Annotated in this window: 23 protein-coding genes; 5 read left to right on the top strand and 18 right to left on the bottom strand. The window is 61.5% G+C overall.

Annotated features, from left to right (window positions below):
• The first annotated feature begins 15 nt into the window (after nt 1–15).
• A complete protein-coding gene (locus tag NR126_RS00710; RefSeq protein ID WP_027618905.1) occupies nt 16–789 on the top strand; it encodes an enoyl-CoA hydratase in 774 nt (257 codons plus the stop codon).
• A gap of 70 nt (nt 790–859) precedes the next feature.
• On the opposite strand, the gene NR126_RS00715 is transcribed toward NR126_RS00710, so the two are convergent.
• Together NR126_RS00715 and NR126_RS00720 are read right to left on the bottom strand one after the other, a co-directional pair.
• Complete coding sequence (locus NR126_RS00715) at nt 860–2,011, bottom strand: acyl-CoA dehydrogenase family protein (protein ID WP_256829444.1); 1,152 nt, start codon at nt 2,009–2,011, stop codon at nt 860–862.
• A gap of 3 nt (nt 2,012–2,014) precedes the next feature.
• On the bottom strand, nt 2,015–3,121 hold the full coding sequence (locus NR126_RS00720; protein WP_256829445.1) for an enoyl-CoA hydratase/isomerase family protein: 1,107 nt from the start codon (nt 3,119–3,121) through the stop codon (nt 2,015–2,017).
• A 395-nt stretch (nt 3,122–3,516) separates the two neighbouring features.
• Between NR126_RS00720 and NR126_RS00725 the strand changes: the two genes are divergently transcribed.
• Nucleotides 3,517–3,993 carry an Lrp/AsnC family transcriptional regulator gene (locus tag NR126_RS00725; protein ID WP_027618902.1) on the top strand — a complete coding sequence of 159 codons (477 nt, stop codon included), beginning with the start codon at nt 3,517–3,519 and terminating at the stop codon, nt 3,991–3,993.
• Between the two features lie 9 nt (nt 3,994–4,002).
• On the opposite strand, the gene NR126_RS00730 is transcribed toward NR126_RS00725, so the two are convergent.
• From NR126_RS00730 to arnC, 9 genes are all read right to left on the bottom strand, one after another.
• Nucleotides 4,003–4,704 carry an HPP family protein gene (locus NR126_RS00730; RefSeq protein WP_027618901.1) on the bottom strand — a complete coding sequence of 234 codons (702 nt, stop codon included), beginning with the start codon at nt 4,702–4,704 and terminating at the stop codon, nt 4,003–4,005.
• A 140-nt stretch (nt 4,705–4,844) separates the two neighbouring features.
• Nucleotides 4,845–6,479, bottom strand: coding sequence for a phospholipid carrier-dependent glycosyltransferase (locus NR126_RS00735; protein ID WP_256829446.1), 1,635 nt, complete (start codon nt 6,477–6,479; stop codon nt 4,845–4,847).
• A gap of 9 nt (nt 6,480–6,488) precedes the next feature.
• Complete coding sequence (locus tag NR126_RS00740; RefSeq protein ID WP_105754221.1) at nt 6,489–7,865, bottom strand: UDP-glucose/GDP-mannose dehydrogenase family protein; 1,377 nt, start codon at nt 7,863–7,865, stop codon at nt 6,489–6,491.
• Nucleotides 7,862–8,272 (bottom strand): 4-amino-4-deoxy-L-arabinose-phosphoundecaprenol flippase subunit ArnF, encoded by a 411-nt coding sequence (arnF, locus tag NR126_RS00745; RefSeq protein WP_027618898.1) that lies wholly within the window; start codon nt 8,270–8,272, stop codon nt 7,862–7,864. Before arnF ends, NR126_RS00740 begins: the two co-directional genes overlap by 4 nt.
• Complete coding sequence (gene arnE / locus NR126_RS00750; protein ID WP_105754220.1) at nt 8,269–8,613, bottom strand: 4-amino-4-deoxy-L-arabinose-phosphoundecaprenol flippase subunit ArnE; 345 nt, start codon at nt 8,611–8,613, stop codon at nt 8,269–8,271. Before arnE ends, arnF begins: the two co-directional genes overlap by 4 nt.
• Nucleotides 8,610–10,256 (bottom strand): lipid IV(A) 4-amino-4-deoxy-L-arabinosyltransferase, encoded by a 1,647-nt coding sequence (gene arnT, locus NR126_RS00755; RefSeq protein ID WP_256829447.1) that lies wholly within the window; start codon nt 10,254–10,256, stop codon nt 8,610–8,612. The genes arnE and arnT (NR126_RS00755) overlap by 4 nt, the downstream gene beginning before the upstream one ends.
• Nucleotides 10,253–11,137, bottom strand: a complete 885-nt coding sequence (arnD, locus tag NR126_RS00760; RefSeq protein WP_256829448.1) for a 4-deoxy-4-formamido-L-arabinose-phosphoundecaprenol deformylase — start codon at nt 11,135–11,137, stop codon at nt 10,253–10,255. Before arnD ends, arnT (NR126_RS00755) begins: the two co-directional genes overlap by 4 nt.
• Nucleotides 11,137–13,128, bottom strand: a complete 1,992-nt coding sequence (gene arnA, locus NR126_RS00765; protein WP_105754217.1) for a bifunctional UDP-4-amino-4-deoxy-L-arabinose formyltransferase/UDP-glucuronic acid oxidase ArnA — start codon at nt 13,126–13,128, stop codon at nt 11,137–11,139. Before arnA ends, arnD begins: the two co-directional genes overlap by 1 nt.
• On the bottom strand, nt 13,125–14,144 hold the full coding sequence (gene arnC, locus NR126_RS00770; RefSeq protein WP_027618893.1) for an undecaprenyl-phosphate 4-deoxy-4-formamido-L-arabinose transferase: 1,020 nt from the start codon (nt 14,142–14,144) through the stop codon (nt 13,125–13,127). Before arnC ends, arnA begins: the two co-directional genes overlap by 4 nt.
• 590 nt (nt 14,145–14,734) lie before the next feature.
• Here arnC and xerC point away from each other — a divergent pair.
• Entirely contained in the window at nt 14,735–15,586 is an 852-nt protein-coding gene (xerC, locus tag NR126_RS00775; protein WP_256829632.1) for a tyrosine recombinase XerC, read from the top strand.
• 28 nt (nt 15,587–15,614) lie between these two features.
• Here the strand turns inward: xerC and NR126_RS00780 are convergent, their stop codons facing one another.
• The 5 genes from NR126_RS00780 to NR126_RS00800 form a co-directional block, all read right to left on the bottom strand.
• Nucleotides 15,615–16,736: an ABC transporter ATP-binding protein gene (locus NR126_RS00780; RefSeq protein ID WP_256829449.1), complete on the bottom strand. Its 1,122-nt coding sequence runs from the start codon at nt 16,734–16,736 to the stop codon at nt 15,615–15,617.
• Nucleotides 16,733–18,334: an iron ABC transporter permease gene (locus tag NR126_RS00785; protein ID WP_081786360.1), complete on the bottom strand. Its 1,602-nt coding sequence runs from the start codon at nt 18,332–18,334 to the stop codon at nt 16,733–16,735. The genes NR126_RS00780 and NR126_RS00785 overlap by 4 nt, the downstream gene beginning before the upstream one ends.
• A gap of 4 nt (nt 18,335–18,338) precedes the next feature.
• Nucleotides 18,339–19,355 carry an iron ABC transporter substrate-binding protein gene (locus NR126_RS00790; RefSeq protein ID WP_105754214.1) on the bottom strand — a complete coding sequence of 339 codons (1,017 nt, stop codon included), beginning with the start codon at nt 19,353–19,355 and terminating at the stop codon, nt 18,339–18,341.
• A 356-nt stretch (nt 19,356–19,711) separates the two neighbouring features.
• Nucleotides 19,712–21,418: a lipid IV(A) 4-amino-4-deoxy-L-arabinosyltransferase gene (gene arnT, locus NR126_RS00795; protein WP_256829450.1), complete on the bottom strand. Its 1,707-nt coding sequence runs from the start codon at nt 21,416–21,418 to the stop codon at nt 19,712–19,714.
• A gap of 148 nt (nt 21,419–21,566) precedes the next feature.
• A complete protein-coding gene (locus NR126_RS00800) occupies nt 21,567–22,247 on the bottom strand; it encodes a histidine phosphatase family protein (protein ID WP_256829451.1) in 681 nt (226 codons plus the stop codon).
• Between the two features lie 282 nt (nt 22,248–22,529).
• Here NR126_RS00800 and NR126_RS00805 point away from each other — a divergent pair, with 282 nt between their 5' ends.
• Nucleotides 22,530–22,883 (top strand): DUF1428 domain-containing protein, encoded by a 354-nt coding sequence (locus tag NR126_RS00805; RefSeq protein WP_027618885.1) that lies wholly within the window; start codon nt 22,530–22,532, stop codon nt 22,881–22,883.
• Between the two features lie 43 nt (nt 22,884–22,926).
• On the opposite strand, the gene NR126_RS00810 is transcribed toward NR126_RS00805, so the two are convergent.
• Together NR126_RS00810 and NR126_RS00815 are read right to left on the bottom strand one after the other, a co-directional pair.
• Nucleotides 22,927–23,118, bottom strand: a complete 192-nt coding sequence (locus tag NR126_RS00810; RefSeq protein ID WP_027618884.1) for a hypothetical protein — start codon at nt 23,116–23,118, stop codon at nt 22,927–22,929.
• Between the two features lie 13 nt (nt 23,119–23,131).
• Nucleotides 23,132–23,782: an MliC family protein gene (locus NR126_RS00815; protein WP_256829452.1), complete on the bottom strand. Its 651-nt coding sequence runs from the start codon at nt 23,780–23,782 to the stop codon at nt 23,132–23,134.
• Between the two features lie 319 nt (nt 23,783–24,101).
• On the opposite strand from NR126_RS00815, the gene NR126_RS00820 reads away from it, so the two are divergent.
• On the top strand, nt 24,102–24,893 hold the full coding sequence (locus NR126_RS00820) for an enoyl-CoA hydratase/isomerase family protein (RefSeq protein ID WP_027618882.1): 792 nt from the start codon (nt 24,102–24,104) through the stop codon (nt 24,891–24,893).
• Nucleotides 24,894–24,898 lie beyond the last annotated feature (5 nt).

Genomic DNA, 24,898 nt, shown 5'->3' on the forward strand with positions numbered 1-24,898 from the left:
ACAAGGAACCCTTGCATGAGTTACGAAACGATTTTGTTGGACGTCCAGGGTCGGGTCGGCCTGATCACTCTCAATCGCCCGCAAGCGCTGAACGCCTTGAACGCGCAGATTGTCAGTGAGCTGAACCATGCGCTGGACGGCCTGGAAGCTGATTCGCAGATCGGTTGCATCGTCATCACCGGCTCGAAGAAAGCCTTCGCCGCCGGCGCCGACATCAAGGAAATGGCCGAGCTGAGCTACCCGCAGATCTACCTCGACGACCTGTTCAGTGACAGTGACCGTGTGGCCAACCGCCGCAAGCCGATTATTGCCGCGGTGAACGGTTTTGCGTTGGGCGGTGGTTGCGAACTGGCGCTGATGTGCGACTTCATTCTGGCCGGTGACAACGCCAAGTTCGGCCAGCCGGAAATCAACCTGGGCGTACTGCCGGGCATGGGCGGCACCCAGCGCCTGACCCGTGCGGTGGGCAAGGCCAAGGCCATGGAAATGTGCCTGAGCGGGCGCTTGATCGATGCGGTCGAAGCCGAGCGTTGCGGCATCGTCGCGCGCATCGTGCCGTCGGATGAACTGCTGGACGAAGCGCTGAAAGTTGCTGCGGTCATTGCCAGCAAGTCGCTGCCGATTGCCATGATGACCAAGGAAAGCGTGAACCGCGCCTTTGAAGTCAGCCTGTCCGAAGGCGTGCGCTTCGAACGCCGGGTATTCCACGCCGCGTTCGCCACCCAGGATCAGAAAGAAGGCATGGCCGCGTTCATCGCCAAGCGTGCGCCGGAGTTTGTGGGTAAATAAACCCTTTTGATGCGCAATAAATAAACTGTGGGAGCCGGCTTGCCGGCAAGCCAGCTCCCACACAATCGGTTTACACCAGGTAGTTCTTCAGCTCCCGCGCAATCACCATCCGCTGAATCTCGCTCGACCCCTCGTAGATCTGCGTGATCCGCGCATCGCGGTAATAGCGCTCCACCGGATAATCTTCCAGATACCCATAACCCCCGTGAATCTGAATCGCCGAGGAGCAAACCTTTTCGGCCATTTCCGAGGCGAACAGCTTGGCCTGGGAAGCTTCCGACAGGCACGGCTTGCCGGCACTGCGCAGGCGGGCGGCATGGAGAATCAGCAGGCGGGCGGCGTTGAGGCGGGTGTGCATGTCGGCGAGCATGTTGGCGATGCTCTGGTGCTCAATGATCGGCTTGTCGAACTGCACTCGGTCGCGGGCATAGGCCAGGGCTGCTTCGAAAGCGGCGCGGGCGATGCCCAAGGACTGGGCGGCGATGCCGATGCGCCCGCCTTCAAGGTTGGACAGAGCAATCGCCAGGCCCTTACCGCGTTCGCCCAGCAGGTTCGCCTCGGGGATCACGCAATTGTTCAGGGTCACCGCGCAGGTATCGGAGGCGCGGATGCCCATCTTGTGCTCGCTGCGATCGACGATGAAACCCGGATTATCAGTGGGCACCAGGAACGCCGACAGACCTTTCTTGCCCAGCTCCGGGTCGGTGACGGCGAACACGATCGCCAGTTTCGCCCGCTTGCCGTTGCTGACAAATTGCTTGGCGCCATTGATCACCCACTGGCCGTCGCGCAACTCGGCGCGGGTGCGCAGATTGTTGGCTTCGGAACCGGCCTGGGGTTCGGTCAGGCAGAAGCAGCCGATGGTCTGGCCGCTGGCGAGGCCGGCCAGCCAGGTCTGTTTCTGCTCTTCAGTGCCGTAGTTGAGCACCGGGCCGCAGCCCACCGAGTTGTGAATGCTCATCAGCGCACCGGTGGCGCCATCGCCGGCGGAAATCTCTTCCACCGCCAGCGCGTAGGCCACGTAGTCGACGTAGGTGCCGCCCCATTCTTCAGGGACCACCATGCCCAACAGGCCCAGTTCACCCATCTTCGCCACCAGGGCGTCATCGATCCAGCCGGCTTTTTCCCAGGCCTGGGCATGGGGGGCGATTTCGCCGCGGGCAAAGTCCCGAGCCATGTCGCGGATCATCACCTGTTCTTCGGTCAATTCAATATCGTGCATGTCTCAGCTCCCGCTCTGGGCAAAACCGCTGAAGAAACTCGCCACGTGCGCGGCATCCAGCGCCTGCACGGTCGGTGGATTCCAGCGAGGGTTCTTGTCTTTGTCGATCAGCAGCGCGCGTACGCCTTCGATCAGGTCACCGCGTTCAAACCACTGACGGTCCAGGTGCAACTCCAGGGCAAAACACTGCTCCAGGCTCAGTTCACGGCCACGACGGAGCATTTCCAGGGTCACGGCCATGGCCAGGGGCGAGCGGGTCTGCAGCAGGTCGGCGGTGGCCAGTGCCCACTCGCGACTGTCAGCGACCGTGACCGCGCGCAACTGCTCGATGATGCTCGCGACGTCGGGCAAGGCAAAGAAATGATCGATGGCCGGGCGCAGGGCCTGCAGCGGTGCATCGGGCAACTGCTGCACGGCCAGTTGGGCGAGCAGCCCTTGCAGGTCCTTGAGCGGGGTGTCGTGCCATTGCAGTTGATCGAGACGCTGGTCCAGTTCAGCCAGTTTGGCGCTGTCCAGGCACCAGTCGGCCAGGCCGCAGTACAGCGCGTCGGCGGCACGAATCTGCACGCCGCTGACGCCGAGGTAGATCCCCAGCTCGCCAGGAATCCGCGACAGGAAATAGCTGCCGCCGACATCCGGGAAGTAGCCGATGCCCACTTCCGGCATCGCCAGGCGGCTGCGCTCGGTGACCACGCGCAAGTCGGCGCCCTGGACCAGGCCCATGCCGCCGCCGAGAACAAAACCGTCCATCAGTGCGAGCACCGGTTTGCGGTAGTGGTGGATGGCCAGGTCGAGGGCGTATTCCTCGACGAAGAAGTCTTCGTGCAGGGTATCGCCGGTCTTGAAGCTGTCATGCAGCGAGCGGATATCGCCACCGGCACAAAAAGCTTTCTCGCCGGCGCCGCGCAGGACCACGGCATGCACCTGGGTATCGGCGGCCCAGGCATCGAGTTGCCGGTGCAGATTGCGCACCATGTCCAGGGTCAAGGCATTGAGACCGGCGGGACGATTGAGGGTCAGATGACCGATGTGGTTGCGGACCTCGGCGAGGACTTCGTTCTGCGTGGCGTCCATGGACTGGGTTGCCGGAGATGTAACCTGAGCAGTCATCAGTAACTCCCTGCTTTTATTGTTCTTTATAGACAAACCCGCGCGCGGGCGATGGTCGATCGTAACAGTGCAAATTTGCGATGTACAACCTCGAAGAATGCAGGTCTGGTATGCATTTTTGCAGTATCCAACGGTTACCTTTGAGTCGACGAACCCTTCGCGACAGATTCGGCTGACAGGCAGCAGATGTCAGCCTGTTTGTGCTGTTAAATACGTCGGTAACGACACCTCGTCGTTCGCATCCATTGGCATTCTTCCCGGCCACATCATCCGGTGTCGTATACGGGTTGAAGGTTACAGGGCCGTTGGTGACAATGCTCGAATGAACCATCGGCCACAGCATAAACGTGTGGCGTCATTTCCATCGGGTCGCTTGAAAGGGAGGCAGGACATACATGGCGGATATCCGCGATCTGACGATTGTGCTTGATCGCATCGATCAGGCGATTATCGAGGTGCTGCGCCACGACGGGCGCATTACCTATCAAAAACTCTCCGAGCAGGTGCACCTGACACCCCGACCGTGCCTGGAGCGGGTGCGCAAGCTGGAGCAGTTGGGCGTCATTCGTGGCTACGGGGCCATTCTCGATGAAAAGAAACTGACCCCGGGCTTGTCTCTGCTGGTGTTGGTGGCCTTGTCCAACCAGAGCGGGCGGGCGGCGCAAAAAGCCTTCGAGGCGACGATGCGCGCCTGCCCCCAGGTACTCGAATGTCATTTGATCAGTGGGGCTTTCGACTACAGCGTGCGCATGCGCTGTCGCGACATGGAGCACTACCGGGTGCTGACGGAAGTCTGGTTCGACGACCCGGAACTGCACATCGACAAGTTGGTCAGCCACCCGGAACTGGCCATGGTCAAAACCTCGAGCTAAGGGCTTGTGTCAGGCGCTACGGCTGAGTACCTCACCGATGCTGCGGCGTTTGGCGTGACGTTCGCTGGCATGGATCAGTTGTTCGAGGTCTTCAGGGGTAACGTCGAAGAAGGCTTCAAGATCGGCCAACGCAGCTTTCAGGTCCTCGGCATTGATCGCCTGATTGTCGGTGGGTGAACGCAGCACCTCGGGCACCGGCTCGGCGGCACGCTTGGGGTAGTGCACACGGGTCAGGTTGTTGTAGGCCAGGGCAAACAGCAGCAGGGTCGAGGCACCGAGCATGACCGGACCCAGGGCTTTCCAGTCGAGGGCGATGGTCGCCGGGTCGGCCAGCACCATCAGCAATGCCAGGGCCCCAGCCGGCGGATGCAGGCAACGCAGCCAGCACATCAGCAGCAAGCCGAGGCCCGCTGCCAGGCACGCGCTGCCCAGGCTGCGGCCGAGCACGTGTGCCGCCAGCAGCGCGACCACGGTGGCGCAGAGATAGCCACCGATGATCGACCAGGGTTGGGCCAAGGCACCGGAAGCCACTGCAAACAGCAACACCGCCGAAGCGCCCAAGGGGCCGATCAGATGCATGGCCACCTGCATGCCGAATACTTGTGCGCACACCCAGACACTGAGCAGCGTGCCCAGCGACATGCCGATGGCGGCGCGGCTCCATTCGGTGGGACGGGTATTGATGGCGGCGGGAATCCAGCGAGCAAGCATGGGCAGATCGGTCCAGTGACAAAGGGCGGGCAAAAAACAAGGGCTTGTACGGAGCACCGCAAAGCCCTTCAAGGGTTCCAACATATTGGGGGAGGAACCGGCACAGTGTGCCGCCCTGTATCGGTGCTGACAAATTCATATTAGTGCAGTTTCAGTGCATTAATTTTGATGTGATTGCTGATTAAGGGGGCCGCCGGAAGGCGCAGCAGCAGGTACGGGGCCTTGTCGAAAGTGCCGCTAAGCACCGGTTTCAGGGACGTCAGGCGGGAATCTTTCAAGGCGGCAAAATCACTGCTGTCGATCATCAGCCAGGCCGGGCCGTCCCGATGCAGCACTTGCTCCTCGGAATGGGTGAATTCAGGCAACAGGTCCTGATCGAGGTTGACCATGAACTTGATCGCCTTGGCATCCTTGCCCATGCCATGCAGCAGCACCGGCGCAGGATCCTGCTGGATCAACGCGAAGGCGGCGCGGCTGAACGTGCGCGTGTCGTATAGCGAGCGCTGCGCAGGCTCGATCACCATGATGTAGCTCGACCACACCGCCAGCACTGCGCTGAAGGCCAACCCGACCGTGCGCGCCCGCGGCTGGAACAGCAGGACCAGGGCAAGCACTTGCAGGAACGCCAGTAGCCCGAGGATCCAACCCGGCGAGCCGAGCAGTTCCGGGAAGCGCCGCCTGGCCACCAGCACACCGACCATCAACACGCCCGGGATGATCAACCACAGGCCCTGTATCACGCCACGAATCCAACGCCACACCGGCAGCGAACTGCCCTGGAACGGATAGGCGCCAATGATCGCCGCCATCGGCAGCATGGGCAGCATGTACCGAGCTTTCTTCGCCATGGGAATCGACAGGCCGATCATCACCAGCAGCCCGGCTCCCAGGCAATACATCAGCAGGCGCCGGGCCGGACCGTGCTCGCGACGGCTAAACACCAGGGCAACCAGCACCAGCACGGCCAGGGGATAGGCCAACGCATAGTTACCCAGGGAACTGGTGAAGTAATACAGCGGCTCGCTGGCGCCTTCGCTGCCATCCATTCGGCCCATGAACTGCATGCGGATCACGTCCTGGACGAAGTCCGGCCCGCCACTGATATAGGCCAGCCACAGCAGCAAACCGATGCCCAGCGCCAGCAACACGGCGGCCATTGCGCCAAACCCAATCATCCGCCGCCACTGGCGGCTGAGCAGGCAGTAACTGCACAACACGCCGGTGGGCACGACCAGGCCAATCGGTCCCCGAATGGCAAACCCCAGCAGCACCAGCCCGAGTATCAGCGGCAGGCGCCGGGGTGCCTGATAGTGGTCGTGGGCGTACCCTAGGTAGAACACCGCGAATGTCAGCGCCGCGATCATCTGGTCGAGGGACACGGCACGGGTTTCGCTGATGAAGGTATTGCTCAGCAGCAACAGGGCGATGCTGCACAGGGCCCAGGTGCGGGAGCAGGGCGCCAGCAGGCGATAGACCAAGGTGACTATGACGGCCGAGGCGAGGGCGCTGGGCAACCAGGCGGTCATCGCATTGACCTGGCCGAACGGCAGCGACAGCAGCCAGGTGAAGATCGTCGACGTGGCCCAGTAGTCGGGGTAAGGCTGGCCATAGGTGGTGGGGAAGAACCCCGGCCCATGGCGCAGCATTTCTTCGGCGAACAACACAAAGCGGCTATCGAAGCCAATGGCGCTCTGTTGATAGACGCCTGCGCAGAACAGCAGCAAGGCCAACAGTCCCAGGCCCAGGGACTGTTGGCGTATCGTTGAGCAAGGCACGCCGCCGACTCAGGCGGCGTCAGTGTTGGCGCGCGGGTGTTGCGAGATGGGCAGGCTGCGCGACTCGCCACGTCCCATCGGGAAGTACTTGAAGCCCGCGCGAGCCAGGCGGTCGGCGTCGTACAGGTTGCGCCCGTCGAAGACTACCGGGGCCTTGAGACGTTGCCGGATCAGGTCGAAATCCGGGGCCTTGAACTGCTGCCACTCGGTGCAGATGATCAGCGCATCGGCATCCTTGAGCACCGACTCTGGCGTGCCCATCAGCAGCAGCTGGCTTTGGTCCGGGTAGAGGCGCTGGGTTTCCTGCATGGCCTCGGGGTCAAACGCGCTGACCGACGCACCGGCCGCCCACAGCGATTCCAGCAGCACCCGGCTCGGTGCGTCGCGCATGTCATCGGTGTTGGGTTTGAACGCCAGGCCCCACAGGGCGAAGGTGCGGCCCTTGAGGTCACCGTTGTAGAACGCCTTGATCCGCTCGAACAGCTTGTGTTTCTGCCGCTCGTTGATTGCCTCAACCGCCTGCAACAGATCGCTGGAGCAGTTGGCCTGCTCGGCGCTGTGGATCAACGCCCGCATATCTTTGGGGAAGCACGAGCCGCCGTAGCCGCAGCCGGGATAGATGAAGTGATAGCCGATGCGCTGGTCGGCGCCGATGCCCAGGCGCACCGATTCGATGTCGGCCCCCAGGTGCTCGGCCAGCTCGGATATCTGATTGATGAAGCTGATCTTGGTTGCGAGCATGCAGTTGGCGGCGTACTTGGTCAGCTCGGCGCTGCGCAGGTCCATGTACAGGATGCGGTCGTGGTTGCGGTTGAAGGGCGCGTACAGGTCACGCATGACCTCGCGCACTTCTTCATTTTCGCAACCGATGATAATCCGGTCAGGACGCCGGCAGTCGGCTACCGCGGAACCTTCCTTGAGAAATTCCGGGTTCGAGACAATGTCGAATTGCAGGCTACGGCCAGCCGCTTGCAGCTTGCCGTCGATATGAGCGCGCAAGGTGTCGCCGGTACCCACCGGGACCGTGGATTTTTCCGCGAGAATCAGCGGCTGCTCGCGATAACGAGCCACTGCGTCCCCCACCGACAATACGTAACGCAGGTCCGCCGAGCCGTCTTCATCGGAAGGCGTGCCCACCGCGATAAACAGCACCCGGCCATGCTGGATCGCCAGCTTTTCATCACAGGTGAAACGCAACCGGCCGGACTCCATGCCGTCGCGTACCAGGGTCGACAGGCCGGGTTCGAAAATACTCACGTGGCCTTGCTTGAGCAGCTCGATCTTGTGCTCGTCAATGTCCATGCACACCACGTCATGGCCGACTTCGGCCAGCACAGCTGCCTGCACCAGGCCCACGTAGCCACTGCCGATTACACTGATTTTCATGAGGCGTTCCTGACGTCTGAAGGGCGATTGCCGCGAGAATTGATGATGACAACCCCAAGAATGACCAAAGCCACTCCCAGGGTTCTGGACAGGCTGAAGGGTTCGTTGAACAGCGGCAGGCTGGCGGCCAGCAGGTAGACCAGGGCGTAGCTGATGCTCAGCAGCGAGTAGGCACGTCCCAGCGGCAAGTCGCGCAGGGCCAGCAGCCAGCAGAGCATCGACAGCGCATAGGCCAGGATCGAGGCCAGCACCACGCCAACCGCCAGCAGGTCGACCGCGCCGGATTCCAGGACTGCCAGCCACTGGGTCGGCAGCGGCAAATGGCTCATGCTCCAGCGCATGCCCAACTGGGCGCTGCTGACCAACAGCACGCTGCCCAGGGCAAAGCCGATACCGCGCCTGCTCATAGCTGGCCTCCCAGCAGCGCCACGCCGGCAATGACCACGGCGACGCCGATCCAGTGCCGGCGATCAACGCTTTCGTGAAAGACAAACCGCGCGATCAGGGTAATCAGCACAAAGTTCAGGCTGAGCATCGGGTAGGCGACGCCGACGTCCAGGCGTTGCAGCACCAGCAACCACACCAGCAGGCCCAGACCCAGGCTCGCCAGGGCCAGCCACAACCACGGCGAGCGCAATTTGGCCAGCAGGGTGGAGGGCTGGTCGCGCCAGCTTTCCACCGCGTACTTCTGGGCCACCTGGCCGAGGCAGGTCAGCAGACAGGCGAGGAGTATCCACAGCAGGCTCATGGCTGACTCTTGGCGAAGATCAGGATCACCAGGTTGCCCTGGTCGTACCGCTTGAAGTCCTGGGGCAACTGGTCGATTTCATAGTGTTCCTCGCCGTTGATGCGCATTACCACGCCGACTTGGCCTTCCTTGCGTGCATCGGCCATCCATTGGCTGACTTTGAGGAAGTCGACCCGACGATGCAGGGTGTCAGGATACGCCAAGCCATATTTCACTTCGCCGACGGTGTTGTAGAGTTCCACGTCCGGGCGCTTGAGGCGCCAGGCCAGGGCGGACGCAGCACCGAGGTCATTGCTCAGCAGATGGGTGCTTTGGCTGAGTTCGGCAACGTGATCGGCGATGAACTGGTCCGGGGTCTTGTTGTAGACCACGGAATTGGGCAGACCCGCTGGCACCAGTGCGACGAACAACCAACTGCCCAACACCGGCGCCGCCCACAGCTGCAACGGCCGCAGGGCTTGCACGGCACTGCAGAGGATCCAGCCGAGCAGCGCGACAAACACCAGTACCAGGTGACTTGGCTCGTTGTGGTAGAGCGGCTTCTTGATCTGGAAATACACGAGGGCCAGCAACACCAGCAGGCCAAGCACCAGGTTCAACACGCCGTTGACGCTGATGGCGCGGGTTTGCCTGGCTGCCAGGCGATCCACCAGGGCGTGGCCCATCAGCAGGGCCAACGGCAGCAGGCAGGGGAAGATGTAGCTTGGCAACTTGCCTTTGGCGACGCTGAAGAACAGCAGCGGCATCAGCAGCCAGATCAGCAGGAAGCCAATGCTTGCCTGACGACGCTCCTGCCAGGCTTGCTTGAACGCCACCGGCAGCAGCGCGACCCAGGGCAGGCTGAAAGCGACCAGCAACGGCAGGTAATACCAGAAGGGTTCGGCATGTTGCGCATCCTCGCCAGAGAAGCGGCGGATGTGTTCATGCCAGAAGAAGAAATTCCAGAAGTCCGGCTCCTGGGCGTGGATCGTCAGGGCCCAGGGCAGGCTCACGAGCACCGCGACCAGCACGGCGATGCCGCCGTAGGTCAGCAGTTCACGCAGGCGTTTTTGCCAGAGCAAATAGGGCAATGCCACCAGCACCGGCAATAACCAGGCGAGAAAACCCTTGGTCATAAAGCCCATGCCGCAGGCGAATCCGGTCAGCGCCCAGAAACCGACGCGCGCTCGCGGCGTCTGGCTGTCGCAGGCAAACCACAGCCCCACCAGGCTCAGATTGACCCAGAAGGTGAATTGCGGATCGAGGTTGGCATAGCCGGCCTGGCCGACCACCACGCAGAAGCTCATGTAGAGCAGGGCGCAGGTCAGGCTCTTGCGTGGGTCATTCCACAGGCGCCGGGCAATCATGTAGGCCAGCAACACGCTCAAGCCGGTACTCAGCGCCGAGGCGATGCGCACGCCGAACAGGTTGTCGCCAAAAATCGCCTGGCCGATGGCGATCATCCAGTAGCCGGCCACCGGTTTCTCGAAATAGCGGATGCCCATGAAATGCGGCGACGCCCAATGCCCGCTCAGGAGCATTTCCTGGCCAATTTGCGCATAGCGAGCTTCATCGGGAATCCACAAACTGTGGGTGACGGTCGGCAGCAGGTAGAACAGGCCGAAGGCCAACAGCAGAAGGGGCAACGCCCAGCGTCTGGTCATGCGCCTTGCACTCCCAGCCAGCCTTCACGGCCTTCGAGGGTGCCGCGCTGCACCTGGCCTGCCGGCAGGCCGGCGGGGTCGGCGGGCAGCAACTGGCCCAGGGGTTGGAACAGGATGTCACGCGCACGCGCATCCTTGAGCAATGCTCGGAAATGATCAGCCATCAGAATCCCTTCGACCTCTGCGTGGATGGTGTAGACGTTCAGCTTCTTGGGGCTGAAGCGCTCGAGAATAAAAGCGTTGAATGCTTCGACGGATACCAGCGGCCCGACCACTTCATCGAAGGTCGGCAGGTCGACCGGCACTTGCACGGCGCCGAGGCTGCCGTCCGTCAGTCGTGGCTGGAACAGGCTGTGCCCGCGGCAGTCACTGTTGTAGCGAAAACCAAAGCGCTGCTTGGCCTCGATCACTCGCTCATCGGCACGCCAACCGGCCGCCGCCGAGCAATCGACCGCCTGGCCGAGAATGTCGCTGAGGGTCTCGACCCCGCGCCGAATCTGCTCGCTCAACTGCGCGTCACTCCAGCGCCCGGCATTGGCCTGCCAGCCATGGTGATCCCAGGCGTGCAGGCCGACTTCATGACCGGCGGCGGCAGTCTGGCGCATCAGATGGCCGAGATCACGACCGATCGGCTTACCCGGCCATGCGGTGCCGGCCAGCAAGATGTCCAGGCCATACAGGCCGACGGCGTTGGAGCGGAGCATTTTCCAGAGAAATTGCGGACGGATCAGGCGCCACAAGTGGCGCCCCATGTTGTCCGGGCCAACGCTAAAGAAAAACGTCGCCTTGACCTGAGCTTCGTCCAGCAACTCCAACAACCGGGGGACCCCGTCACGGGTCCCCCGGTAGGTGTCGACATCAATGCGAAGGCCTGCCTGCATCAGCGCTTGTCCGCGATTTCGAGCATGGCTTCGCGCAGGAAGAAGTCCAGCGTGTTGGCGATGGTCTCGCTCATTTCAACCGTCGGCGTCCAGTCCAGCAGGCGCTTGGCGTTGGCGATGCTCGGCTTGCGGTGAGCCACGTCCTGATAACCGGTGCCGTAGAACGCCTTGCTCTCGACTTCGCGGAAGCCGGCGAAAGGCGGGAAGTTGCCGCGCAGCGGATGCGCCTCGAACTGGCGCAGCAGCTCTTCGCCCAACTGGCGAATGCTGGCTTCGTTATCCGGGTTACCGATGTTGATGATCTGGCCGTTGCAGGCGTCGTTGTCGTTGTCGATGATCCGCGCCAAGGCTTCAATGCCATCGGCAATGTCGGTAAAGCAGCGTTTTTGTTCGCCGCCGTCGAACAGGCGGATCGGCGTGCCTTCCACCAGGTTGAGGATCAACTGGGTGATCGCCCGGGAGCTGCCGATACGCGCCGAATCGAGGCGGTCCAGGCGCGGGCCCATCCAGTTGAACGGACGGAACAGCGTGAAGTTCAGGCCTTTCTGGCCGTAGGCCCAGATCACCCGGTCCAGCAGTTGCTTGGACACCGAGTAGATCCAGCGTTGCTTGTTGATCGGCCCGACCACCAGGTTGGAGCTGTCTTCGTCGAAGTTCTGGTCCTGGCACATGCCATAGACTTCGGAGGTCGACGGGAAAACCACGCGCTTGTTGTACTTGACGCAGTAGCGCACCAGCTTGAGGTTTTCCTCGAAATCCAGTTCGAACACGCGCAATGGGTTGCGGGTGTATTCGATGGGGGTGGCGATGGCCACCAGTGGCAGGACCACGTCGCATTTCTTGATGTGATACTCGATCCACTCGGAGTGAATGCTGATATCGCCTTCGACGTAATGGAAATTCGGGTGATTGCGCAAGCGCTCGATGGCGTCGCAGCCAATATCCAGGCCGTAGACCTCGTAGCGCTCGTCACGCAGCAGACGCTCGGACAGGTGGTTGCCGATGAAGCCGTTGACGCCGAGGATCAGCACCCTCGTGCGACGTGGCTTGCGCCCGGACTCGGCACCGCGCAGCAGCGAACCGTCGACCAGCCCCAGTTCGTCGGCCAGTTGCGGGCCGCCGAGGAACAGGCCGTTGTCATTGCGCTGCCCGGAAACGACCACCAGCGAGTCTTCACCGCAGGCAATGCGCAGCGGCTCGACACTGATCACCCGGCCCGGTGCCTGGCCTTCGTTGCCCTTGACCACCTCGGCGCTCCAGACAATCAGCTTGTGCTCGCCCACCGCACAAAATGCGCCTGGGTAAGGCTGGGTCACGGCGCGCACCAGGTTGAACAGTTGCTCCGCTGGCAGCTTCCAGTCCAGCTTGCCGTCGGCGGCGGTGCGTCGGCCATAGACGCTGGCCTTGGACTCGTCCTGTGGGGTTTCAGTGGTCTTGCCCTGAATCAGCAGCGGCAAGGTATCGCGAAGCAGGCTCGAGGCCGCTTCACGCAGCTTGCCGTGCAGGGTCAGGGCGCTGTCTTGACGCTCGATGGCAACCTGTTGCTGGGCGACGATGGCACCGGCATCGGCACGCTTGACCATGCGGTGCAGGGTCACGCCGGTGACGCTTTCACCGTTGACCAGGACCCAGTTGGCCGGTGCGCGACCACGGTAGGCCGGCAGCAACGAGCCGTGCAGATTGAATGCACCTTTGCTCGCGGTGGCCAGCAGCGCTTCGCTCAGCAGGTTGCGGTAGTAGAAGGAGAACAGGTAGTCGGCGTTGAGCTTGGCAATGCGCTCGACCCACAACGGGTGATTGGCATCTTCCGGGGCATGTACGGTGATGCCTTTGCGCGCACAGAGCTGAGCGACCGAGCCGTAGAAGGTATTTTCCTTGGGATCGTCGGCGTGGGTGAACACTGCGGCGATCTGGATGCCGGCGTCGAGCAGGGCTTCGATACCAGCACAGCCAATGTCGTGATAGGCGAAGACAACAGCTTTGGTACTCATGGCGTAACCTGGTCAGTAGGAGTGGAAGTCAAACCGTCGACGGTGACAGCAGGGGCTCGCGGAGCAGGTTGGCTGCGCAGAACCTTTTCAATGAAAAAGCGCGGGCGGGCACGGACATCGCCGTACATGCGCCCCAGGTACTCGCCCAGCAGGCCCATGCCGATGAACTGGCCGCCGGTGAACACGAAGAGAATGGCAAACAGCACGAACATGCCGTCACCGGCCCAGTCGGCACCAAACACCAGGCGCAACACGATCAGGCTGAAGGCGAAGAGCATGCCCAGCGCGGCCATGCTGAAGCCGATGATGCTCAGCAGGCGCAGCGGGGTGGTGGTCATACAGGTGATCAGGTCAAACATCAGGTTGATCAGGCGCATGGCGCTGTATTTCGATTCGCCGTGCTCGCGCTCGGCGTGCTGCACCAGAATCTCGGTGGTATGGCGGGCGAAGCTGTTGGCGAGAATAGGGATAAAGGTGCTGCGCTCGCGGCAGGCCAGCATGGCGTCGACCACCGTGCGCCGATAGGCCCGCAACATGCAGCCATAGTCGCTCATGGCAACGCCGGTGGAGCGCTGCACGGCGAGGTTGATCAGCTTCGACGGATAACGGCGCAAGGCCGAGTCCTGGCGATTGTTGCGCACCGTGGCAACCACGTCGTAGCCCAGTTCGGCCTGGGCCACCAGGCGCGGAATTTCTTCCGGCGGGTTCTGCAGGTCGGCGTCCAGGGTAATCACCACGTCGCCCCGGCACTGCTCGAAGCCGGCCATGATCGCCGCATGCTGGCCGTAATTGCGGTTGAGAATCACCGCCACCACCTTGCTGCCCTCGCGTTCAGCGGCGGCTTCGAGTAAGTGCGCGGAGGTGTCGCGGCTGCCGTCATCGACCATGACGATTTCATAGTCCTGCTTGAGTTGCTCGCACGCCGCTTCAGTGCGCCGCAGCAACTCGGGCAAACTTTCTTCTTCGTTGAAGACCGGAATGACGATCGATACGCAGTTAATTGGATATGGCTTCAATGGATTGAGTCCTGGGTGTGTTCGGGGGCACCGCTGACACAACGGTGTGCCGAGTTCCATTCGGTGTCGGGCATTGTGGCAAGGCAGGTCGGCAGGTGGCTGCGCGCGAAACAGGCTTTCAAGACAATGTCCCTTACGACTTGGATCGAGAAAAATAATACATATCAGAGATTTAGCCGATTTTTTGAAAATGCACATTGATTAACTTTAGTTTCATCGAGGCGGCAGTTGTGGTTAATCGGCCAGTTGTTGCGGTGGCGCTGAGAGTAAGCGCAAAAATGTGAAAGTGACATGAAAAAACGGTGTTCAAATCGTTTAGCGTGCAGCTTTACAGCAAGTGTTCAGACTTCGGCTGAAGTGGATTGTTTCATCGGAAATTTCTGCCAGACAGGGACTGGCGCAGACAGCATGGATTTCGCGGTTTATCCTTGCCGGTCATCTATAGTTTTCAATCAGCGCTCGAATCCATCCGAGCCGTGTTTATTCAAGGTCCTGTTCGTTTGTCCGAGTTACCCGCTACTCCAGTCCAACATGCCCCGCGTGCCAATCCGTTATCCCTGTACCTGGCGCGGCTCGCTCCCTCCAGCCAGATGACCATCCGCTACGTGCTGCAGGATGCCGCTGACCGTCTGGGTTTCGATGAAGTCAACATGGACGACATCCCCTGGCATCAGTTGCAGCCCGAAGACGTGGTGGCCCTGGTGGCAGCGCTGCGCAGTGACGGTTACGCGCCCAATACCTCGTCCTTGTACGTTAATGCGGTACGCGGGGTGATGAACGAAGCCTGGCGCATGAGCCTGATCAGCCAGGATCACCTGCTGAAAATCCGCTCGGTCAAGGGCATCGCCGGGACGCGCCTGTCCCAGGGGCGCAACCTCAAGCGCACGCTGATCCACGACCTGATGGCCGTGTGCGCCGCCGACCCGCGCCCCCAGGGCCTGCGCGACGCGGCAGTGATTGCCTTGTTATATGGCTCGGGAATGCGCAAGTCCGAATCGGTGAACCTCGATCTGGCCCAGGTCGACTTCAGCGAGCGCAGCCTGCAGGTGACCGGCAAGGGGAATAAACAGTTGATCAAGTACGCCCCGACCTGGGCGTTCGACAAGCTCCAGGCCTGGCTCGACCTGCGTCGCTCATTTCTGGTGGAAGGCCAGGAAGACGATGGTTTTCTGTTCAACCGAATTCGCCGCGGCAGCCACATCACCCGCGAACGCATCACCAAGCACGCGATCTACTACATCGCCCGTCAGCGTGGCACCCAGGTCGGGGTGAAAATCATGCCCCACGACTTCCGCCGTTCATTCATTACCCGGGTGATCGAGGAGCACGACCTGTCGATCGCGCAGAAGCTGGCGCACCACAGCAACATCCAGACCACTGCCAGTTACGACGTGCGCGACGATAACGAGCGCCGGCGCGCGGTCGATCGTTTCGATCTTTAGTCCTTATAAACAGTGCATTACAGCTGTTTTATAAAGTGACTTGTGAGGTAATGGCGTCATTGTCGTGGACCACCGTGTCGGCCAGCACATGGGCGTCACCCAGGGCAGATATGTGTACCGTGCTGCCGGTTGGTGGCGCACCGATGCCCGAGCTGCGCACCAGCAGCGAGCGGTTACCGGGATGACCGTGCAGCGGGCAAAGCCGGGTATGCAACTCGACGGTCAAGGTGCAGACATTGCCGCCGAAATCGCGGTCGGTGACCACCCCCAGGCAGCCGTTAGCCTGGTGCGCCGGGCCCGAGTGCGGCACCAGATGCAACTGTTCCGGACGCAACATGATGTGCGCCGGGCCGCGATGGAGCGGATTGTTGACCTGGACCCGGCCCAGGTCGCAGGTGGCCCAGCCGTCTTCGACCCGGGCCGGCATCACCACCGCATCGCCGAGGAAAAACGCGGTCTGGCTGTCGTGGGGGCGCAGGTACAGGTCCATCGGCTGTCCGGCCTGGACCAGTCGTCCCTGGCGCATCACCGCCAACTGATCGGCGAACGACAACGCCTCGGCCTGGTCGTGGGTCACCAGAATGGTGGTGACGCCGGCGTCTGAAAGCAGTTTGGCAACCATCTTGCGCATCGAGGCGCGCAAACCGGTGTCCAGCGCCGAGAAGGGCTCATCCAGCAGCATCAGTCGCGGCCGCTGAGCCAGCGCCCGGGCCAGCGCCACACGCTGTTGCTGGCCGCCCGACAATTCGTGGGGCCAACGCTTGGCCATGTGGGGTTCCAGCACCACGCTCTCCAGCAGTTCGGCGATGCGTTGCTGCTTTGCCGTCGCCGTGCCGGACAGGCCGAAGCCGATATTGCCGGCCACCGTCATATGGGGGAACAGCGCACCGTCCTGCGGTACATAACCGATTGAGCGCTGATGGGCTGGCACCTGAGTGGTCGCGTCCACCAAGGTCTGGCCGCTGAGCCGGATGCTGCCAGTGTCGGGAAACTCGAAGCCGGCGATCATTCGCAGCAAGGTGGTTTTGCCCGAGCCCGAAGGGCCGACGATGGCCGTGCGGCTGCCCGCCGGCACCGAAAGATTGACGTCGTCCAGCGCCGGCAGGCTGCCGAAAGTCTTGTAGAGGGCGTTGAGTTCAAGGGCGTTCATCGGCCTGCCGTACGTTTGGATTGGTGATAGAGAAGAGCGGTCAGGGGCATCGACAACAGGATCATCATCAGCGCATAAGGCGCTGCCGCCGCGTAGTCGATTTCACTGGTCATCGCCCAGAAGCCGGTGGCCAGGGTGCGCGTGCCGCTGGGTGACAGCAGCAGCGTGGCGGTCAGTTCGTTGGTGATTGCCAGGAACACCAGGGCCGCGCCAGCCGCTGCACCGGGTGCGGCCAGGCGCAAGGTGATCAGCCACAGCGCCTGGCTCGGTGAGCGACCGAGGCTGCGGGCGATGTTTTCCAGCTCCACCGGGGCCTGGGCGATGCCGGCGCGCAAACTGACCAATGCTCGCGGCAGGAACATCAACAGGTACGCCAGCAGCACGGTCACGGTGGTCTGGTAAATGGGCCGGGCGTAGTGGATGGTCACTGTCACCAGCGCCAGGGCGACGACAATGCCGGGCAACGAACTGGTGATGTAGTTGCAGCTTTCCAGCAGGCGATGCAGTCGGCCCGGAGCGCGAATCGACAGCCAGGCCACCGGCACCGCCGCCACCGTGGTAATGAGTGCGCCAAAGCCAGCCAGCAAGAATGTCTGCTGCAATGCCGGAAGGATCTCGGCCATGCGCCACACCTCGGTGCCACCGGCCAGCAGCCACTGCCCCAAGGTGAGCAACGGCACGCCGAGGGCCAGCGCGCTGGTGATGATCGGTAACCCCAGCGCCACGGCTCTGCTCTTGCCGCGCAATAGCTGGGTGCGCTGGATACGCGCGCTGCCGGAACCGACCCTGGCATAACGCGCCTTGCCCCGTGCCGCCGATTCCACTGTCAGCAGCACCAGGCAGCACAACGCCAATACGCCGGCCAGCATATTGGCGGCCGGGCCGTTGAACGATGACTGGAACTGATCAAAGATCGCCGTGGTGAAGGTGTCGAAGCGAATCATCGCGTACAGGCCGTATTCGGCGAGCAGATGCAGGCCCACTAGCAAGGCGCCGCCGCAGATCGCCAGACGCAATTGCGGCAGCACCAGGCGAAAGAACACCGCCCAGGGTTTCAGCCCAAGGGATTCGCCCACGTCTTCTATTGCCGGGTCCAGCCGGCGCAGGGTGGCGGCCACGGGTAAATAGAGGAACGGGAAATAGGCGATCACCGACACCAGGACCGCGGCAAACAAACCGTGGATCGGCGGCACCAGACTGACCCAGGCGTAGCTGTGGACGAAGGCCGGCACCGCGATCGGCGCAATTGCCAGCACCGACCACAGGCGCCGTCCTGGCAGGTCGGTGCGCTCGGTCAGCCACGCCAACGCCACGCCGAGCACAATGCACAGTGGCAGGGTGATCAACACCAACAGGGCAGTGTTGATCAGCAATTCGCCGACCCGTGGACGGAAAACCAGCTGGACGATGGTCGCCCAGCCGGTCTGCAGCGAAACACCGATGACGAACGCCAGGGGGATCAACGCCAGCAACGACACCAGGATCGACGCCGCAATCACCCAGCCGCCGACGCGATGCCGGGAAACCGGGCGTAGGGTCACGGGCGTTGCCGTGCGGGCAGCGTCGCGGCTATCCGCTAGCGAAACGGGCTTGGACATGGGCTTACAACAACCCTGCCTGAGTCATCAGTTCAACGGCTTTTTTGCTATTGAGTCGGGAAACGTCAATGGCCGGTGCGTCCAGTTGCGCCAGCGGCACCAGCTTCGGATTGGACTCGGCGTCTTTGCCGACTGCGTACTCGAAGGATTTTCCGTCCTTGAGAATCGCTTGACCGTCTTTGCCGGTGATCCACTTGAGGAACGCCTGGGCTTCTTCCTGATGTTTGCTGGAGGCCAGCACGCCGCCGCCGGACAGGCTGACAAAGGCACCCGGGTCCTTGTGCTTGAAGTAGTGCAGCGTGGTGTTCTTGCTGTTTTCCCCGGTTTTGTTCTGGTCGACGAAGCTGTAGTAGTGGTAGATCACGCCGCCGTCGATCTGCCCGGCATTCACCGCCTTGAGCACCGCGCTGTTGCCGCGATAGGCCGTGGCGTTGGCCTTCATGCCCTTGAGCCATTCGAGGGTCGCGGCTTCGCCCTTGAGTTCCAGCACCGCGCTGACGATTGCCTGGAAGTCGGCGCCGGCCGGCGAGGCGGCCCAGCGACCTTTCCAGGCCGGATCGGCAAGATCCATCAGGGACTTGGGCAATGCGGCCTCGCTGAGCTTGCTGGTGTTGTAGACAAACACCGTTGAACGCGCAGCAATACCGACCCATTTACCGTGGGCCGGACGATAGGGCGCGCCGACTTGCTCCAGGGTCGCAGGCGCTACCGGGGTGAACAGCCCGGCGTTCTCCACCAGTACCATCGACGGCGAGTTCTCGGTGAGGAATACATCGGCCGGGGAGGCCGCACCTTCCTGCACCAGTTGGTTGCCCATCTCGCTGTCATCGCCGTTGCGCAGGGTGACCTTTATCCCGGTTTCACGGGTAAACCCTTCGACCCAGGCCTTGGTCAGGCCTTCGTGCTGGGCGTTGTAGACCACGATCCCTTCAGCGCTGGGCGCCGCATAAACATGGCCTGCGCCGAGCAGGGCGGTAACGAGAAAGGCGGCCTTGAGGCGCGCGGGGAGGCGAGGATTCATAAGGGGGCAAGCTCCTGCGGTGGTGATGGAATCGTTGGGCAAGCCTCACTTTCCGTTCCGCAGTCCGTGCAGCTTGCGCAAAAAATGCGAATCATTCGCATGAATTTCGTGGGCTGGCAATTTAGTGTGGGTGATGAGAAAAAAACGTCAAATAAATCGTTAATCAATGTTGTTTGTATTTGCATTCGATTGAATGGTGCATGAGTGCGAATGGGAATGCTTGTTGTTAGAGTTTGTGATGTCCCTCGACTCCGCCCCCGCCTGGACCAACGGCACACCGTGGTTTTGCATGGCCAGCGGCACCTTGTTGTCGACGTCAATCATGACTATCCGCTATTGCGCCCAGGGAGCAATTTTCAAGGCTGCTGCGGGAAAATCAGGATCAGCAGGTTGCCCCGTTCATAGCGTTGGCCATCGGTGGGCAGCAGCAACACTTCCTGTTCCTCAAGGGCACTGTTGACCCGCATCACCACACCAACCGAACCCTGTTTGCGCGCTGCGCTCATCCATTGCTGTATGCCGGCCAGGTCGACTTTGCGTGCCTCGGCCTCGGGAAAGGAGCTGCCGTACTTGAGTTCGCCGACCGTGTTGTACAGGTCGACTTGCGCCCGATTCAGGCGCCACGACAGGGCGGAAGCGGCGCCCAGGTCGTTACTCAGCAACGAACGGGTTTCACTCAATACCCGCTGATGTTCGGCAATAAACTGATCGGGCATTTTGTCGTGCACCAGCGAAGCCGGCATCGACGCCGGCAGCAGCGCCACCAGCAGCCAGATGCCCAGCGCCGGAGCGGCCCAGAACTGTAACGGACGCAGTGCCTGCAGGGCGTTGGCGAGAATCCAGCCGACCAGCACAATAAAACCCAGGGACAGGGTAAACATCTCCCCGTGGCCAAAGATCGGCTTGCGCAGTTGCAGATAAACCAGGCCCACCAGCGCCACACTGGCAATGGTCACGTTGAGCAGACCGTTGATGCGCAGTACCCGGCTTTTGCCTTGGTTGACCCGGTCGATCAGGGCACGGGCCATCAACAACGCCAGCGGCAACAGGCACGGCATGATGTAGGTGGGCAGCTTGCCCTTGCTCAGGCTGAAAATGCCCAGGGGAAGCAAGAACCAGAGCAATAGAAAGCCGACCGTGGATTGCCGACGGGTGTTCCAGGCCTGGGCCAGCGTGGTCGGCAGCAGGGCTGCCCATGGCAGACTCGCCGCCACCATGATCGGCAGGAAGAACCACCAGGGACGCAGGTGCTGGGCGTTGTCGGCGGAAAAACGGCGAATATGCTCATTCCAGAAGAAGAAGCGCCAGAAGTCCGGTTCCTGGCTATGGATTGCCAACGCCCAGGGCAGGCTCACGGCAACTGCTGCAATCAGCGCCACCGGCCCATAGCGCAACAGTTCGGCAAAACGCCGTTGCCAGAGCATGTAAGGCACGGCCACCACCACGGGCAGCAACCAGGCGAGAAAACCCTTGGTCATGACCCCCATGCCGCAGGCAATGCCGAGCAGGGTCCAGGCACCCAGGCGGCCAGGTGACGTTTGGCTGTCGAGGGCCAGCCACAGCGCCACCAGGCTCAAGTTGACCCAGAGGGTAAATTGCGGGTCGAGGTTGGCGTAGCCCGCCTGGCCGGCGATCAGGCCAAAACTCATATAGAGCAGCGCCGCAGCGAATGACTTGCGTGGGTCACTCCACAGCCGGCTGGCCAGCCAGTACGCCAGCCACACGCTGAACCCGGTGCTCAGGGCGGACGCGATACGCACCCCGAACAGGTTTTCGCCGAAGATCGCCTGGCCCAGGGCGATCATCCAGTAGCCGGCCGCCGGCTTTTCGAAGTAGCGAAAACCCATGAAGTGCGGCGCTACCCAATTGCCAGTCTGCAGCATCTCCTGGCTGATCTGCGCATAGCGTGGCTCGTCGGGAATCCACAGACCATGGAACATCAAGGGCAACAGGTAGAACAGGGCGAAGGCCAGTATCAGTCCGCCCAACGCCCAGCGTCGGGAGGTCAAGACAGTGTCATCCGCCGAGCGCAACGACGTGAGCGAGGTGCACGTGCTCTTCATGAGGCAACCTTGTTGGCAAAAGGCATGAACACAACCGCACAGCAGCACGCTGTAAGGTTGTAAAAGTTGGTTACATGGCGGGTTGGATTCTAGGAAATGAAAACTGTCCAAATGCTGTAAGCACAGTTAATTCCATCGATAAACCGGTCTAATTCTTGGCTATTTGTTTATTCAGCACGATGGGCCAGTCTTCGGTATTCAAAGTGCCCAGCACCTCAAGTTGCCCATCCGGTTTGATCGTCACAAACAACGCACTGGTGTAGGCGGCCTTCATGGCCCGCCTGAAACCATTTTGCGCTTCGAATTCGCTGATGCAGCCGCTGTGGGTTACCAGCACCAGATTGCGCCGGGCGCTTTTGTGCGCCACGACTTCGTCGCGCAGGGTGGTGCCGCAGGCCGCGAGCCATTCCTGCTGGGTGACCTCGCGAGAGAACATCGAATGTGCGGTTTGCACGGTCCGGGTGGTGGGGCTGGTCAACACGTCCGTGCGCTCCAGCCCTAATAGACTGAGGGCCTTGCCGACATTGGCAGAGGCCAGCTCTCCGACACGGGTAATGCCGTCTGGCGGACCCAGGCAGGGGTTGTTCGACTGGTCGCAGCGTTCGGCATGTCGTACCAGCACCACCAGTTCGCCAGCCTGCCACTGTTCAATGAGACGGCTCTCGGCCAGATGATTGCCTTGCGCAAGCAGGGTCGGCGACCTTGGCCACAGCATCAGTCCCATGACCAGAACGGCTAGACCGAGTCCCCATAAGACGAGTATCCATTTTAAGAGAGGATGTTTGCGAAGTGTTTGTAAGAACGTTGTCGACAACGCGCTATTGGTCACGGAGTTCACCCGTCATTGGTTGTCTATAAACAATCAGTTCAATTGGCTGGATGCCATTAATGGCCGATTAATAGTTGGTACTTTGCCGAGCGGCAGGTGGGGCGGAGGTGAAACTAATGTGAAAAAATTGAAAGTACTAATCTTCAAGTATTAAGAGATGTGGATCGTTTTAATTAACGCCTGTTGAGGCTGCCGCTGGTCGGGCGATGGGCGGCGGGTGTCGATCCGCCGCAACGCCAGCCGACTAATCAGCACCCCCCCATATTGATCAGGAGAACGACCATGTCCTACGTCGATGGATTTGTTATCGCGGTGCCAACCGCCAAACGCGAAGAGTTTCGCCAGCACGCCGAGCGCATGGCGGTGATCTTCAAAGAGAACGGCGCGCTGAATGTCAGTGAGTGTTGGGGCGAGGATGTGCCGGAAGGCAAGGTGACCTCGTTCCCGATGGCGGTGAAGTGCGAAGAGGGGGAGACCGTGGTGTTCTCCTGGATTATCTGGCCTGACCGCCCGACCCGCGACAGCGCCATGGCCACATTCATGGCCGACCCGCGCCTGCAGGCCGAGGGCAATCAAATGCCGTTCGACGGCCAACGGATGATCTTTGGCGGATTCGAGCGGATTGTGAATGTCTGAAACCTGCGCAGCGGGCCGGCATCCGAGGCAGGCCCGCGTACGATTATTCCGGTGAGGTAATCCGGCAACTCTTGCGATTGCGGATCTCATTGTCTGACGGCCGTTGCTTGACGAACTCGAAGCGCGGTTCGCCTTCATTCCAGGTCACCAGCCAGCCCCAGTCCAGATCCGATTCATCCTGTCCGGGTTGGGGCGGGACGGCCCACCAGGGTTCCTTGCTGAGTATCTGGCGCATCGATACCTCCTGTTTATCCCACCGGTTCGAGGTTGCAGATGACTGACGGCGCGCCAGGCCGGTACAACATCGCCAGAGCACCGTTCTGCCAGAAACTGTAATTGTCCTCGTTGCCCTGGTTACTGTAGCGCGTGCCGGTTTCACTGGAGACCTGGCTCAGGGTGATCGAGGTGTCCGCCCACTTGAGATAGACCACATTCGGCCCGGCATTGAAGTAAGTGGCGGTGATGGGCGCGTGTTGTCCGTTGCAGCGAAACGCCACCGGGCCTTCGGTCAGGCGATCCGGGTCTTTGGTCCGGACGATGGCCGAGCCGCGGCGCAACTCGAACGCCCGCTCGGCATAGCGTTCAATGGTGCAGACCTTGGGGTAAATGGCGTTGGCGCACTGATCACGGGCCAGCAGCCAGAAACGCTGGTCGGTGACAATTTTGTCGGGTGGCGGTTGCGAGCGCTGATCAGTGAGGGCCAGGCGGTACAGGCGGATCAATTCGAGATTCATGCGCGCCAGTTGCGGGTCGCGACAAATCAGCTTTTCGATGCTGATCGCCGTGACGGCGCAGTCGTAACCGGTGGCGTAGTACCGGTTATTGACGGCCGCACTGGCCCAGTCGCTGCACAGGGCACAGGCTAAGAAACAGCTACCCAGGGACGTAAGCGTTTTCATACTGGCATCACTCAGATCAGTAGACGCTACCGGTGTGGCGAAGACCGCCCTCGATCCGTTGAACCGGGTCTATCAGTGTACGTCAGCGCTGAAAACTTGCCAGAGTCGCCGCGTTTCTGTGGCCAGTTGTACAAAGTTGTAACAGGGCCGGCGGCCTGCCTTCTAGCAGTATCAATTAACCCATGAAATTCAAGTGCTTACTTGTTTTCGCAAACTGTTACAGCGGATTTGGCCGGCGATTGCCGCCTTACTGAACACTCGTTTAGTATGATCTCAAGTCGCAGCACCTCACGCCAAACACAATAATTCGAGGATTCCCATGACTACTCAGTCGTCCCTGCTCAGCCAGGTCGAAGCAGGCGTTGCCTGGATCACCCTCAACCGTCCCGCCCAGCGCAATGCGCTGGATATCCCGAGCCTGAAAGCCCTGCATGCCTTGCTCGACGCCCACAACGCCGACCCGGCCGTGCGCGTGGTGGTGTTGACCGGCAGTGGTCGCAGCTTCTGTGCCGGCGCCGACCTGGATGAATGGGCCGAAGCCGAAGCTCGCGGCGCTCTGGAAACCTACGGCTGGACACAAACCGCCCACGCCCTGATGACCCGTCTGCACAGCCTGGAAAAACCCACCATCGCCGCCATCAACGGCACGGCAGTGGGCGCCGGGATGGACCTGACCCTGTGCTGCGACCTGCGCATCGCCGCGCAATCGGCACGTTTCAAGGCCGGCTACACCGGCATGGCCTATTCGCCAGACGCTGGCGCCAGTTGGCACTTGCCGCGGCTGATCGGCAGCGAGCAGGCCAAGCGCCTGTTGTTCCTCGACGAACTCTGGGGTGCCGATCGCGCCCTGGCGGCTGGCCTGGTGGGTGAAGTCTGCGCCGACGAGCAGCTGCAGAGTGTCGCCGCCGAGCTGGCAACGCGCCTGGCCAACGGCCCGACCTTCGCCTTTGCGCAGACCAAGAAGCTCATCCGCGAAGGCGCCGAACGCAGCCTCGCCGATCAGCTGCAGGCCGAACTGGATGCCGGTCTGCTCTGCGGTCGCAGCGAGGACGGCAACGAAGCCCTGCGCGCCGCCATGGAAAAACGCCCCGCGCGTTTTGTCGGTCGCTGATCAAC

Source organism: Pseudomonas sp. Pse1 (assembly GCF_024519635.1).
Taxonomy (GTDB): Bacteria; Pseudomonadota; Gammaproteobacteria; order Pseudomonadales; family Pseudomonadaceae; genus Aquipseudomonas.

Coding starts and splice junctions, on each gene's coding strand:
- NR126_RS00710 (WP_027618905.1), top strand. CDS start 16: ATGAGTTACGAAACGATTTTGTTGGACGTCCAGGGTCGGGTCGGCCTG.
- NR126_RS00715 (WP_256829444.1), bottom strand. CDS start 2,011: ATGCACGATATTGAATTGACCGAAGAACAGGTGATGATCCGCGACATG.
- NR126_RS00720 (WP_256829445.1), bottom strand. CDS start 3,121: ATGACTGCTCAGGTTACATCTCCGGCAACCCAGTCCATGGACGCCACG.
- NR126_RS00725 (WP_027618902.1), top strand. CDS start 3,517: ATGGCGGATATCCGCGATCTGACGATTGTGCTTGATCGCATCGATCAG.
- NR126_RS00730 (WP_027618901.1), bottom strand. CDS start 4,704: ATGCTTGCTCGCTGGATTCCCGCCGCCATCAATACCCGTCCCACCGAA.
- NR126_RS00740 (WP_105754221.1), bottom strand. CDS start 7,865: ATGAAAATCAGTGTAATCGGCAGTGGCTACGTGGGCCTGGTGCAGGCA.
- arnF (WP_027618898.1), bottom strand. CDS start 8,272: ATGAGCAGGCGCGGTATCGGCTTTGCCCTGGGCAGCGTGCTGTTGGTC.
- arnE (WP_105754220.1), bottom strand. CDS start 8,613: ATGAGCCTGCTGTGGATACTCCTCGCCTGTCTGCTGACCTGCCTCGGC.
- arnT (WP_256829447.1), bottom strand. CDS start 10,256: ATGACCAGACGCTGGGCGTTGCCCCTTCTGCTGTTGGCCTTCGGCCTG.
- arnD (WP_256829448.1), bottom strand. CDS start 11,137: ATGCAGGCAGGCCTTCGCATTGATGTCGACACCTACCGGGGGACCCGT.
- arnA (WP_105754217.1), bottom strand. CDS start 13,128: ATGAGTACCAAAGCTGTTGTCTTCGCCTATCACGACATTGGCTGTGCT.
- xerC (WP_256829632.1), top strand. CDS start 14,735: ATGACCATCCGCTACGTGCTGCAGGATGCCGCTGACCGTCTGGGTTTC.
- NR126_RS00780 (WP_256829449.1), bottom strand. CDS start 16,736: ATGAACGCCCTTGAACTCAACGCCCTCTACAAGACTTTCGGCAGCCTG.
- NR126_RS00785 (WP_081786360.1), bottom strand. CDS start 18,334: ATGTCCAAGCCCGTTTCGCTAGCGGATAGCCGCGACGCTGCCCGCACG.
- NR126_RS00790 (WP_105754214.1), bottom strand. CDS start 19,355: ATGAATCCTCGCCTCCCCGCGCGCCTCAAGGCCGCCTTTCTCGTTACC.
- arnT (WP_256829450.1), bottom strand. CDS start 21,418: ATGAAGAGCACGTGCACCTCGCTCACGTCGTTGCGCTCGGCGGATGAC.
- NR126_RS00805 (WP_027618885.1), top strand. CDS start 22,530: ATGTCCTACGTCGATGGATTTGTTATCGCGGTGCCAACCGCCAAACGC.
- NR126_RS00810 (WP_027618884.1), bottom strand. CDS start 23,118: ATGCGCCAGATACTCAGCAAGGAACCCTGGTGGGCCGTCCCGCCCCAA.
- NR126_RS00815 (WP_256829452.1), bottom strand. CDS start 23,782: ATGAAAACGCTTACGTCCCTGGGTAGCTGTTTCTTAGCCTGTGCCCTG.
- NR126_RS00820 (WP_027618882.1), top strand. CDS start 24,102: ATGACTACTCAGTCGTCCCTGCTCAGCCAGGTCGAAGCAGGCGTTGCC.